This window comes from Kocuria sp. UCD-OTCP (assembly GCF_000349605.1).
Classification (GTDB): domain Bacteria; phylum Actinomycetota; class Actinomycetes; order Actinomycetales; family Micrococcaceae; genus Kocuria; species Kocuria rosea.
This window is the reverse complement of sequence record NZ_AOSQ01000017.1, coordinates 66,374-78,962: the sequence shown is the minus strand read 5'-3', so window position 1 is coordinate 78,962 and position 12,589 is coordinate 66,374. Positions and strand designations below refer to the sequence as shown.

At 74.5% G+C, this 12,589-nt stretch carries 10 protein-coding genes; 9 read left to right on the top strand and 1 reads right to left on the bottom strand.

Features of this window, described 5'->3' with window-relative positions; genetic code table 11:
• The 5 genes from H488_RS25305 to H488_RS25285 all read left to right on the top strand — a co-directional run.
• A partial coding sequence (locus H488_RS25305) for a M50 family metallopeptidase (protein WP_017832939.1) occupies positions 1 to 995 on the top strand: 995 nt, incomplete at its 5' end.
• Between the two features lie 178 nt (positions 996 to 1,173).
• Positions 1,174 to 2,340, top strand: a complete 1,167-nt coding sequence (gene ispG / locus H488_RS25300) for a flavodoxin-dependent (E)-4-hydroxy-3-methylbut-2-enyl-diphosphate synthase (RefSeq protein WP_017832938.1) — start codon at positions 1,174 to 1,176, stop codon at positions 2,338 to 2,340.
• 18 nt (positions 2,341 to 2,358) lie between these two features.
• Positions 2,359 to 3,213, top strand: coding sequence for a GNAT family N-acetyltransferase (locus H488_RS25295; RefSeq protein WP_150110326.1), 855 nt, complete (start codon positions 2,359 to 2,361; stop codon positions 3,211 to 3,213).
• A gap of 148 nt (positions 3,214 to 3,361) precedes the next feature.
• The gene (locus H488_RS25290; protein WP_017832936.1) at positions 3,362 to 5,161 is read left to right on the top strand and encodes a proline--tRNA ligase; all 1,800 of its coding nucleotides are present in this window, start codon (positions 3,362 to 3,364) and stop codon (positions 5,159 to 5,161) included.
• Between the two features lie 49 nt (positions 5,162 to 5,210).
• On the top strand, positions 5,211 to 5,978 hold the full coding sequence (locus H488_RS25285; protein ID WP_031282729.1) for a TSUP family transporter: 768 nt from the start codon (positions 5,211 to 5,213) through the stop codon (positions 5,976 to 5,978).
• 21 nt (positions 5,979 to 5,999) lie between these two features.
• On the opposite strand, the gene H488_RS25280 is transcribed toward H488_RS25285, so the two are convergent.
• Positions 6,000 to 7,016: a hypothetical protein gene (locus tag H488_RS25280; protein WP_031282727.1), complete on the bottom strand. Its 1,017-nt coding sequence runs from the start codon at positions 7,014 to 7,016 to the stop codon at positions 6,000 to 6,002.
• A 100-nt stretch (positions 7,017 to 7,116) separates the two neighbouring features.
• Here H488_RS25280 and rimP point away from each other — a divergent pair, with 100 nt between their 5' ends.
• The 4 genes from rimP (at position 7,117) to infB (ending at position 12,422) form a co-directional block, all read left to right on the top strand.
• Positions 7,117 to 7,632 (top strand): ribosome maturation factor RimP, encoded by a 516-nt coding sequence (rimP, locus tag H488_RS25275; protein ID WP_017832934.1) that lies wholly within the window; start codon positions 7,117 to 7,119, stop codon positions 7,630 to 7,632.
• Between the two features lie 191 nt (positions 7,633 to 7,823).
• Positions 7,824 to 8,804: a transcription termination factor NusA gene (gene nusA, locus H488_RS25270; protein WP_017832933.1), complete on the top strand. Its 981-nt coding sequence runs from the start codon at positions 7,824 to 7,826 to the stop codon at positions 8,802 to 8,804.
• Between the two features lie 195 nt (positions 8,805 to 8,999).
• Positions 9,000 to 9,350, top strand: a complete 351-nt coding sequence (locus H488_RS25265) for a YlxR family protein (RefSeq protein ID WP_081615740.1) — start codon at positions 9,000 to 9,002, stop codon at positions 9,348 to 9,350.
• Positions 9,351 to 9,554: 204 nt separating this feature from the next.
• Positions 9,555 to 12,422 (top strand): translation initiation factor IF-2, encoded by a 2,868-nt coding sequence (gene infB / locus H488_RS25260; protein WP_031282722.1) that lies wholly within the window; start codon positions 9,555 to 9,557, stop codon positions 12,420 to 12,422.
• The last annotated feature ends 167 nt before the right edge of the window (positions 12,423 to 12,589 follow it).

Below are 12,589 nucleotides of genomic sequence, written 5' to 3'. Positions count from 1 at the left end.
AGGACCGCGTGTTCTACCGGCTGCCCGTGTGGAAGCGGATCGTGATCATGCTCGGCGGCCCGGTGATGAACCTCCTGCTCGGGACCCTGTGCCTGGCCGTCCTGCTCTCCGGTTTCGGGACGGCGACGCCCACCACGACGGTCGCGTGGGTGTCCGAGTGCGTGGTGGCCGCGGAGCGCCAGGCCGCCGGGCAGACCGAGTGCCGGCCGGAGGACCCCCAGGCCCCCGCGAACGCCGCCGGGCTGCGCCCCGGGGACGTCGTCACGGCCGTCGACGGCGCCCCGGTCGGATCCTGGGACGAGCTCACCGCCCGGATCCGGGACCGGGCCGGCGAACGGATCCCGGTGGTGGTCGAGCGGGACGGCCGGACCGTGTCCGCGGCGCTGACCCCCATCCTCTCCTCGCGCCCCGTGCTGGACGACTCCGGCGCCGCCGTGACCGGCGAGGACGGCGCCCCCCGCTACGAGGAGGTCGGGTTCATCGGCATCAGCCCCACCAGCGAGCCCGTCCGGCAGCCGCTGACCGCGGTGCCCGGGGCGGTGCTGGATGGGCTGCAGCAGATCGCCGGGGTGGTCCTGCACCTGCCGCAGCGGATCTACGAGGTGGGGGAGGCGGCGTTCTCCGACGCGCCCCGGGACCCGGACGGGCCGATCTCCGTGGTGGGGGTCGGCCGGATCTCGGGGGAGATCGCCGCGCACGAGGAGATCGCGCTGCGGGACAAGGCCGCCTCCCTCGTGGGCCTGGTCGGCTCCGTCAACCTGGCCCTGTTCGTCTTCAACCTGCTGCCGCTGCTGCCGCTCGACGGCGGGCACGTCGCCGGGGCGCTGTGGGAGGCGCTGCGCCGGGGGAGCGCCCGGCTGCTCGGCCGCCGCGACCCCGGCCCGTTCGACCCCGCCCGGCTGCTGCCGGTGACCTACGCGGTGGCCGTGCTGATGATCGGGATGTCCGTGCTGCTGATCTACGCGGACATCGTCAAACCGGTCCGGCTGTTCTGAGCCCGGGCCGGCCGGCGCGCCCCCGGGGCCGGCGGGCGTTCGGCGTGGGAGGAATCGCACCCCCGGCACCGGGGGCCGCCCCGGAGCATGGGGCACAATGGGAACCGGTGACGGGCCCGGCCAGCGGGTCCCGGCGCCACCGCTCCAGCTCCTGCCCTCGATTCCTCGGAGGAACTCCTTGACCCCGGTCAGCCTCGGCATGCCCGCCGCGCCCCAGCCCGTCCTCTCCCCGCGCCGGAAGACCCGGCAGATCCGGGTCGGGTCCGTGGGCGTCGGCTCCGACTCGCCGGTGAGCGTGCAGTCCATGACGACCACCCCCACCACGGACATCAACGCCACCCTGCAGCAGATCGCCGAGCTCAACGCCACCGGGTGCGACATCGTCCGGGTGGCGTGCCCGTCCCAGGACGACGCCGACGCCCTGCCGATCATCGCCATGAAGTCCCCGATCCCGGTGATCGCCGACATCCACTTCCAGCCGAAGTACGTCTACGCGGCCATCGAGGCCGGGTGCGCGGCCGTGCGCGTGAACCCGGGCAACATCCGCAAGTTCGACGACCAGGTCGGCCAGATCGCCCGCGAGGCCAAGGCCGCCGGGGTGTCCATCCGGATCGGCGTGAACGCCGGCTCCCTCGACCAGCGGATCATGGACAGGTACGGCAAGGCCACGCCCGAGGCGCTCGTCGAGTCCGCCGTGTGGGAGGCGTCCCTGTTCGAGGAGCACGACTTCCACGACTTCAAGATCTCCGTCAAGCACAACGACCCGGTCACCATGGTCCGGGCCTACCAGCTGCTCGCCGAGCGCGGCGACTGGCCCCTGCACCTCGGCGTGACCGAGGCGGGCCCCGCCTTCCAGGGCACCATCAAGTCCGCCACGGCCTTCGGCGCCCTGCTCTCCCAGGGCATCGGGGACACCATCCGCGTCTCCCTCTCGGCGCCGCCGGTCGAGGAGGTCAAGGTCGGCAACCAGATCCTGCAGTCCCTGGGCCTGCGCCCGCGCAAGCTCGAGATCGTCTCCTGCCCCTCCTGCGGCCGCGCGCAGGTCGACGTCTACACGCTCGCGGACGAGGTGACGGCGGGCCTCGAGGGGCTCACCGTCCCGCTGCGGGTGGCCGTGATGGGCTGCGTCGTCAACGGCCCCGGCGAGGCCCGCGAGGCCGACCTCGGCGTGGCCTCCGGCAACGGCAAGGGCCAGATCTTCGTCAAGGGCGAGGTCGTGAAGACCGTCCCCGAGGACCTCATCGTGGAGACGCTGATCGAGGAGGCCAACCGCATCGCCGCCGAGATGGAGACGGACGAGAACGGGGAGACCACGGCGGGCAGCCCCGTCGTGAGCGTCAGCTGACGGGCCGGTGACGGGCGGGTGAGGACGCAGCGGAGGACGGCGCCGCGGCTGGTGCCGGCGGGGGAGGTCGATCCGGCCCAGCTGGACCGGCTGCTCGAGGCGGACCCCGTCGCCCACGCCTTCGTGGCCGCCCACGTCGAGTCGTACCGCGGGAGCAAAGGCTCGCGGATCCCGCCCGTGGTCGGCACCGCCGGGCCGGACGGTGAGCTGACCGGCGCGTGCTGGGTGGGCACGAACGTGGTGCCCGTGTCCCTGGACGGCCCGGGCCTGGACCTCGTCGGAGGGCACCTGCGGCGGGGCGGGTCCCGGCACGCCTCGCTGTTCGGGCCCGCCGAGCTGGTCCTCGGGCTGTGGTCCCGGGTGGAGCGCTCGTGGCCCCGGCCCTTCGACCTGCGCCCCGTCCAGCCCCTGCTGGCCATCGACCGGGACCCCGCGCCCGCCCCGCACCCCGGCGTGCGCGTGGCCCGCCCCGAGGACCTCCCCGCCGTGCTCCCGGCGAGCGCCGCCATGTTCGAGGAGGAGGTCGGTTACTCCCCGTACACGGGCGGCGACCGCGGGTACCGGGACCGGGTCTCCGCGCTCGTCGAGGCGGGGCGCTGCCTCGTGCTGACCGACGACGGGGGCCGCGTGGTGTTCAAGGCCGACCTCGGCTCGGTGGCCCGCGGCGTGGCGCAGGTGCAGGGCGTGTGGGTGGACCCGGCGCACCGCGGCCGGGGGCTGGCGGCGCCCTGCATGGCGGCGGCCGTGCGCCTCGCCCGCCGGCGCACCCCGGTGGTCAGCCTCTACGTCAACGACTACAACGTCCGGGCCCTCGCCACCTACCGGCGGGTCGGCTTCGAGCGGGTCGGGACCTTCGCCACCGTCCTGCTCTGAGCGCCCGGGGCCGTCGATCCCGGTGCGGCCGGGCCGGGCGGGGGGTGTAGATTTGACCGGAATCAGCGGCGCCGTCGGCGCCGCCCACCCTCTCGACGCCCGGGCCCGGCCGCACCACGCCGCGCTCCCCGGGAGAAACGGAGCCCTCGTGGCGCTGCGACTCTCCTCCCTGTTCCTGCGAACCCTCCGCGAAGACCCGGTCGACGCCGAGGTGGACAGCCACAAGCTGCTCGTCCGCGCCGGCTACATCCGCCGGGCCGCCCCGGGCATCTACACCTGGCTGCCGATGGGCCTGCGGGTGCTCGGGAAGGTCGAGCAGGTGGTGCGCGAGGAGATGGATGCGATCGGCGCCCAGGAGGTGCACTTCCCGGCGCTGCTGCCGCGCGAGCCCTACGAGGTCACGAACCGCTGGACGGAGTACGGGGAGAACCTCTTCCGCCTGAAGGACCGCAAGGACGCCGACTACCTGCTCGCGCCCACGCACGAGGAGATGTTCACGCTGCTCGTCAAGGACCTGTACTCCTCCTACAAGGACCTCCCCGTCACCCTCTACCAGATCCAGGCGAAGTACCGGGACGAGGCCCGCCCCCGCGCCGGTCTCCTGCGCGGGCGCGAGTTCGTCATGAAGGACTCCTACTCCTTCGACGTCGACGACGCCGGTCTCGACGAGTCCTACGCCAGGCACCGCGAGGCCTACGTCCGGATCTTCGAGCGCCTCGGCCTGCCCGTGGTCGCCGTCTCGGCCCAGTCCGGGGCCATGGGCGGCTCCCGCTCCGAGGAGTTCCTGCACCCCACGGTCATCGGCGAGGACACGTTCGTGCGCTCGCCCGGCGGCTACGCGGCCAACGTCGAGGCGGTGACCACCGTGGTGCCCGCGGAGACCGATCCCGCCGGGGCCCCCGAGGCACGGGTGCTCGAGACCCCGGACAGCCCCACGATCGACACGCTCGTGCAGCGCTCGAACGAGCTGCACCCGCGCGCCGAGGGACCCTGGACCGCCGGCGACACCCTCAAGAACGTGGTGCTCGCCGTCGTCCTGCCCGACGGCGCCAGGCGGCTCGTGGCGGTCGGCCTGCCCGGCGACCGCGCCGTGGACCTCAAGCGCATCGAGGCCGGCATCGGCGCCGCCCTGGACGTCTCCGGCGAGGTGCTGGTGGAGCAGGCCGGCGACGAGGACCTGCGCGCCTGCCCGCTGCTGGTCAAGGGCTACATCGGGCCGGGGCTGTCCCCGGACCAGGCCGTGCTCGGCGAGAAGTCCTCGACCGGCATCCCCTTCTTCGTGGACCCGCGCGTGGTCCGCGGCACCCGGTGGGTGACCGGGGCGAACGTGGCCGGCCAGCACGTCTACGACCTCACGGCCGGGCGCGACTTCGCCTGGGACGGCGTCCTGGAGTGCGCCGAGGTGCGGGCCGGCGATCCCGCGCCGGACGGCTCCGGTCCGCTCGAGGCGGCCCGCGGCATCGAGATGGGGCACATCTTCCAGCTGGGCCGCAAGTACGCGGAGGCGCTGGGGCTGAAGGTGCTCGACCGCAACGGCAAGCTCGTCACCGTGACCATGGGCTCCTACGGGATCGGGGTCACCCGGGCGGTGGCCGCCCTCGCCGAGGCCTACCACGACGACAAGGGGCTGCTCTGGCCGCGCCAGGTCGCCCCTGCGGACGTCCACGTGGTCGCCACCGGCAAGGGCCCCGAGGTGCTGGAGGAGGCCGAGAAGGTCGTGGCCGAGCTCGAGGCGGAGGGGCTCGAGGTCCTCTTCGACGACCGGCCCAAGGTCTCCCCGGGCGTGAAGTTCGGCGACGCCGAGCTGCTCGGCGTGCCCACCGTGCTGGTGGTCGGCCGCGGCCTCAAGGACGGCGTCCTCGAGCTCAAGGACCGCGCGAGCGGCAGCAGCGAGGACGTGCCCCGGGACGGCGTCGCCGCCGTGGTCGCCGCCGCCGTGCGCGGCTGATCCCGTGCAGGGGCTCGGCGCCTGGCTCGGGGCCTCGGGCCTGGAGCAGATGGACCCCGGCGTCGTCGCCCTGCTGGTGGCGGCCGGACTCGCCGCGGGCTTCGTCGACGCCGTGGTCGGCGGCGGCGGCCTGCTGCAGCTGCCCGTGGTGCTGATGGTCCCGGGGATCAGCCCCGTCCAGGCCCTGGCCACCAACAAGATGGGCTCCGTGTTCGGCACCGCGACGAGCGCGCTGACCTTCTACCGGCGCACGTCCCCCGACCTGCGCACCGCCCTGCCCATGGCCGGCGTCGCGCTTCTCGGCAGCTTCGGCGGGGCGGCGCTGGCCGCGTCCCTGCCCGAGGCGGTGTTCCGCCCGATCATCCTCGCCGCGCTGGTGGCCGTGCTCCTGTTCACCGTGGCCCGGCCCACCGTGGGGCAGCTCACCGAGCTGCGCCACAGCGGGGCGCGGCACTACGGCACCGCGATGGTGATCGGCACCGTCATCGGCTTCTATGACGGCGTGATGGGCCCGGGCACCGGCTCGTTCCTGGTCATCGCCATGATCACGCTGCTGGGCTACAGCTTCCTGGCCGCCAGCGCCAAGGCGAAGATCGTCAATCTCGCGACCAACGTGGGCGCGCTCGTGTTCTTCTTCGGCCACGGGTCGGTGCTGTGGGGCCTGGGTCTCGTCCTGGGGCTGTCCAACATGCTGGGCGGCTACCTCGGGGCGCGCACCGCGGTGGCCCGCGGTAGCCGCTTCATCCGGGTGGTGTTCCTCACCGTGGTCTCGCTGCTCATCCTCAAGCTGGGCGTCGACGTGCTGCGGGGAGCCTGAGCCGCCCCACCGGGCGGGAGGTCACCGCGGCGGGTCGTCCCGGACCACGCCGGGCAGGGCGTCGACCTCCCCCGTGAGCGCGGCGCGCAGCCCGGTCGCGCGCTCGAGCGCCACGAGCGCCCAGCACCGGTCGCCGGCGTCCCCGCGGGCCAGCACGTGCGCGGCGGCATCCTGCACGTCCCGCGCCGCCGTGTCCGCGACCCGGCCGGGGTGCTCCCGCACGTCCTCGGGCAGGACGTAGGCGCCCGCCGGCAGCCCCGGGTCCGCCGCGAGCACCCGCCGGGCGGACGGGGACCCCAGGAGCTCCTCGACGTCCGCCCGCGCCCGGGCCGCCAGCTCGGCGGGGACGGCACCGGCCGGGGCGGCAACGTCAGGGGCGGCGGCGTCCGCGGCCGTCCCGGTGCGGGCGGCCAGCGCCTCGAAGGCGTAGCCGGCGCGGTCCAGCGCCGACCACAGGACGGCCCCGGGAGCGGTCGTCCCGCCGGGGGCCGGGTCCCCGGCGGCGTCGCACAGGTCGGCGCCGGCCGGAGCCGGGACCTGCGGCGCCGGGCCCTGCGGGACCGCGAGCTGCCGGGCCGCCGTGGCCCGCGAGACCGCCGCCGCGGCGAGCACCCGCGCCAGGGCGGGGTCCTCGGCGGCCAGGGCGTCCCCGGCGAGGGCCGTCGCCGTCGTCCGCAGCACGGCGGACGCCGTGGCGCCCGGTTCCGCGGCGTCCCCGGGGCTGACGCCGCCGGTGCCGCCGGCGGGGGAGGGACGCCCGGCCCGGGCGGCGGCGCTCGTGCGGTCGTCGGGCGCGGGACCGAGGGCCTCGAGCTGCCGGGCCAGGTCGGCGCGCACGTCCGCCCACGCGGCGGCGGGCGCCGGGGCGGGCGCCGCGAGCAGCGCCTCGGTTCCCCGCCACGCCTCGGCGCGCGCGACCTCGTCCGGGGGCACCGGCCGGGCGGAGTCCAGCCACCACGCCCCGGCCGCCCCGGTGGCGAGCAGGACCCCCAGCACCAGCGGGAGCACCCGGGGGACGGGCGTGCGGGGATCGGTCACCGGGGGCTCCTGGGGGACGCGGCGGGGGACGGCGGAGGGCCGCGTTCATCATAGGATCTCCAGGACCGACCCCGACGTCCCGACAGCACGAGGAGACCCCGTGAGCGAGCAGAGCACCCCCGGACCCGACGACCAGCGGCTGGCCGAGCTGATCGGCCCCGCGGTGGAGGAGTCGGGGCTCGTCCTGGAGCACGTCGCCCTGAAGCCCGCCGGCACCGGGCTCGTGCTGCAGGTGCTCGTGGACCTGCCGGAGGACAGCACCGACAGCGTGGACATCGACCGGATCGCCGCGGTCTCCCGGGCCGTGTCCGAGCTCCTCGACCGCACGGACCCCGTGCCGGGCTCGACCTACGAGCTGGAGGTGTCCTCCCCGGGGGCCACGAGGGAGCTCGCGGCCCCGCGGCACTGGCGCCGCTCGATCGGCCGGCTGGTGCGGGTCACCCCGGTGGAGGGCGAGAAGTTCACGGCCCGCCTGCTCGAGGTCGGCCAGGACGGCGTGGTCCTGCAGCGCAGCCACCAGGTGAAGAAGGGGATGCCGGCCCGGCTGCTCGACCCGGAGCGCTGGGCCTTCGAGGCCGTGCGCCGGGCCAGGGTGGAGGTCGAGTTCACGGACTGACGGACCCGGCCACACTCGGCACGAGTGTAAGATGTGCCGTTGACGCCGCGGCGCCCACCGGCGCCGCGGTCCGCAGTGCGACGACAACCGAGTGCGACGACGAGTGCGCGAGCACGACCCGTGGCGGCGCCCCGTCATCCCCGACGGTGCGCTGCGCCGTCCCCGGGGCCGTCAGGTGAGGAAGGCCGGACATGGACATCGATATGAGCACCCTCCGACTGCTGGAGCGTGAGCGCGACATCCCCGTGGACCTGCTCATCCCCACCATCGAGCAGGCCCTCCTGCTGGCGTACCACAAGACCGCCGGCGCGCTGCCGGGAGCGCGCGCCGAGATCGAGCGCCGGACCGGCCACGTCACCATCTGGGCCCCCGAGCTGGACGAGGACGGCGAGGCGGTCGGGGAGTTCGACGACACCCCGGCCGGCTTCGGGCGGATCGCCGCCTCCACGGCCCGCCAGGTCATCCTCCAGCGGCTGCGCGACGTCGAGGACGACGCCGTCCTGGGCCACTTCAAGGGCCGGGAGGGAGAGATCGTCTCCGGGCAGATCCAGCAGGGGCACAACCCCCACATGGTCCAGGTCGACCTCGGCACCGTGGAGGGCGTGCTGCCCCCGCACGAGCAGGCCCCCGGCGAGAAGTACCCGCACGGCGCGCGCATCCGCGCCTTCGTCGTGGAGGTCAAGCGCGGCATGAAGGGCCCGTCCATCACGCTGTCCCGGTCCCACCCGGACCTGGTGCGCCGCCTGTTCGAGATGGAGGTGCCGGAGATCGCCGACGGCTCCGTGGAGATCATGGCGATCGCCCGCGAGGCCGGCCACCGCACCAAGATCGCCGTGCGCGCCACCCAGTCCGGGATCAACGCCAAGGGCGCCTGCATCGGGGAGATGGGCTCCCGCGTGCGCGCCGTGATGAACGAGCTGCACGACGAGAAGATCGACATCGTCGACTGGTCGGACGATCCCGCCCGCTGCATCGCCAACGCCCTGTCCCCGGCCAAGGTGTCCCGGGTGAGCGTGCTCGACGAGCGGGCCCGCTCGTCCCGCGCCGTGGTCCCCGACACCCAGCTGTCCCTGGCCATCGGCAAGGAGGGCCAGAACGCCCGCCTGGCCGCCAAGCTCACGGGCTGGAAGATCGACATCGTGCCCGAGTCGAAGGCCGCCGAGCGCCGCTGAGCCGCGCCGCGGCGGGACCGGCGCCCCCGCCCCGGGGCGGTCCCGGGATCCCGCGCGCCCCCGGTTTCGGCCCAGGGCGGTCCCCGGGATAGACTGGACAGCGGTCAGATCGTTGGTGGTCCCTGTCCGGCGCCCGCTCCCGGCCCGCACGGGACGTCCCCGACGTCCCGGCGCGAGACGAGGAGTACCGAGCGAGTGAGTGCAGACTCCCGTCGCACGTGCATCGGATGCCGGACCACCGAACACCCTGACCAGCTCGTACGTGTGGTGACCGAACCGACCGACAGCGGCCTCCGGGCCGTGGTCGACCGGGACGGCCGCCTCGGCGGTCGCGGAGCCTGGCTCCACCCCTCCCACGAGTGCCTGGACTCGGCCTTGCGCCGGCGCGCCTTCCGGCGCGCGTTCCGGGCGGTCGTGGACACGGAGGCGGTCGCCCCCGCACTGGACGCTCTGCTGTCCACGGGGGCAGCCCCGGCGACCGGACGCACGAGTGCCGACCACAGCCGTCCCCGGACGGCAGCCCGCGCGGTCCGACCGGACCGGTGACCACGTCCGTTCGCGGGTGAAGAACTGGAAAGCGAGTCAGAGAACCGATGGAAAACCGATGAGTGCCCAGCGATGAGTGCTTCGTTGTGCTCTGCCAACGGCCTCCCGCGACCCCGCGCCGTCCTCGACGGCCGATGCTCCGGGAGCCTCAACGGAAAATAAGTGGTTCGTGCCTGTTTCGGTGCGGACCGAGACAGGAGAGAAGTGGCCAAGCCCCGCGTTCACGAGCTCGCGAAAGAGCTCGGAATAACGTCCAAGGAAGCGATTTCCACGCTTCAGACCCTGGGTGAGTTCGTCCGAGGCGCGTCCTCGACCGTCGAGCCGCCCGTCGCCAAGAAGCTGCGCTCCGCCCTCGCCGGCCGGGCGGAGAAGTCCGCCCCGGCGGCCCCGGCGCCCGCCGGCAAGCCCGCGTCCAAGCCCGGCGCCTCGTCCCGGCCCGGCACCTCCGCGCCCGCCCCGGGCCCGGCGGCCGCCAAGCCCGCCGAGAAGGCGCCGGAGCGCGCGCCCGAGAAGGCCGCCGAGCAGCGGCCGGCCGAGAAGGCGCCCGAGCAGCGCTCCGCCGAGCCGTCCTCGACCCCGGAGCGGTCCGCGCCGCAGCGCCCGGCGGCCCCGGGCGCCAGGACCCCCGCCCCGGGCCCGCGCCCGGGCAACAACCCGTTCGCCAGCCAGCAGGGCATGGGCCGCAGCGGAGCGCCCCGTCCGGGCTCGGCCGCGCCGCGTCCCGGTGGCACCGCGCCCCGTCCGGGCTCGGCCGCGCCGCGCCCCGGTGCTCCCCGCCCGGCGGGTCCGCGTCCGGGCAACAACCCGTTCGCCGCCCAGCAGGGCATGCGCTCGGGCCGTCCCGAGCGCCAGGGCGGACCGCGTCCCCAGGGCCAGGGTCAGGGCGGTCCCCGTCCGCAGGGCCAGGGTCAGGGCGGTCCCCGTCCGCAGGGCCAGGGCGGCCCGCGTCCCCAGGGCGGTCCCCGCCCCGGCGGCGCACGCCCCAGCCCGAACATGATGCCCGGGCACACCACCGGCGTGGCCCCGATCGGCTCCCGGCCGGCCGGCGGCGGCGCAGGTCCCCGCCGCGGCGGTCCCGGCGGCGGCGGGGGCGGGTTCTCCCGTCCCGGCGGCGGCCCCGGCCGCGGCGGCCGCGGCGGCACCCAGGGCGCCTTCGGGCGCGGCGGTGCCCGCGGCAAGCAGCGCAAGTCGAAGCGGGCGAAGCGCCAGGAGCTCGAGCAGATGAAGGCCCCGTCCGTCGGCGGCGTCTCCGTGCCCCACGGCGACGGCACCACGGTCGTCCGCCTGCGGCGCGGCGCGTCCCTCACGGACTTCGCCGAGAAGATCAACGCGAACCCGGCCTCCCTCGTCACGGTGCTCATCCACCTCGGCGAGATGGCCACGCAGACGCAGTCCCTCGACGAGGAGACCTTCCAGCTGCTGGGCGCGGAGCTCGGGTACCGGATCCAGGTCGTCTCCCCGGAGGACGAGGAGCGCGAGCTCTTCGAGTCCTTCGACATCGACCTGGAGGCCGAGGCCGCGGCCGAGGGCGAGGACGTCCTGGAGGCGCGCCCGCCGGTCGTCACCGTCATGGGCCACGTCGACCACGGCAAGACCCGCCTGCTCGACGCGATCCGCAACACGAAGGTGATCGAGGGGGAGGCCGGTGGCATCACCCAGCACATCGGCGCCTACCAGATCGACACCGAGGTCGACGGCCAGGAGCGGCAGATCACGTTCATCGACACCCCGGGCCACGAGGCGTTCACCGCCATGCGTGCCCGTGGTGCCCAGGTGACGGACATCGCCGTGCTCGTGGTCGCCGCGGACGACGGCGTCATGCCGCAGACGGTCGAGGCGCTCAACCACGCGCAGGCCGCCGGCGTGCCGATCGTGGTCGCGGTGAACAAGATCGACAAGCCCGACGCGAACCCGGAGAAGATCCGCGGCCAGCTCACCGAGTACGGCCTGGTCCCCGAGGAGTACGGCGGCGACACCATGTTCGTCGACGTCTCCGCGCGCCAGAACCTCAACATCGACGACCTGCTGGACGCGATCGTGCTGACCGCGGACGGCGCGCTCGAGCTCTCGGCGAACCCGAACAAGGACGCCCGCGGCGTGGCCATCGAGGCGAACCTGGACAAGGGCCGCGGTGCGGTCTCGACCGTGCTCGTCCAGTCCGGCACGCTGCACGTCGGCGACGCGATCGTCGCCGGTGCCGCGTACGGCCGGGTGCGCGCCATGTTCGACGAGAACGGGCAGTCCGTCGAGGAGGCGGGTCCCTCGCGTCCCGTGCAGGTGCTGGGCCTCGACTCCGTGCCCCGGGCGGGCGACACGTTCCTCTCCACCCCGGAGGAGCGCACCGCACGCCAGATCGCCGAGAAGCGCCAGGCGGCGGACCGCAACGCCCTGCTCGCCAAGCGCCGCAAGCGGATCACGCTCGAGTCCTTCGACGAGGCCGTGGCCGCCGGCAAGATCGACACGCTCAACCTCATCATCAAGGGCGACGTGTCCGGTGCCGTGGAGGCGCTCGAGGACTCGCTGCTCAAGATCGACGTGGGCGAGGAGGTCCAGCTGCGGGTCATCCACCGCGGCGTCGGCGCGATCACCCAGAACGACGTCAACCTGGCGACCGTGGACAACGCGATCATCATCGGCTTCAACGTCCGTCCCGCCGAGCGCGTGACGGAGCTGGCCGACCGCGAGGGCGTCGAGATGAAGTTCTACTCGGTGATCTACAACGCCATCGACGAGGTCGAGAGCGCGCTCAAGGGCATGCTCAAGCCGGAGTACGAGGAGGTGGAGCTCGGCACCGCCGAGATCCGCGAGGTGTACCGCTCCTCCAAGTGGGGCAACATCGCCGGTGCCTACATCACCAAGGGCACCATCCGACGCAACTCCAAGGCCCGGCTCGTCCGGGACGGCAGCGTCGTGGCGGACAACCTCACCATCGACTCGCTGCGCCGGTTCAAGGACGACGCGACCGAGGTCCGCGAGGGCTACGAGTGCGGTATCGGGCTCGGCTCCTTCAACGACATCCACGAGGGCGACCTCATCGAGACGTGGGAGATGCGCGAGAAGCCGCGCGCCTGACCCGTCCCGAGTCCCGCGCCCCGCGCGCGGGACACCCGCGGCGGCACGGGCGGGCCCAGCGCCCGCCCGTNCGACATCCACGAGGGCGACCTCATCGAGACGTGGGAGATGCGCGAGAAGCCGCGCGCCTGACCCGTCCCGAGTCCCGCGCCCCGCGCGCGGGACAC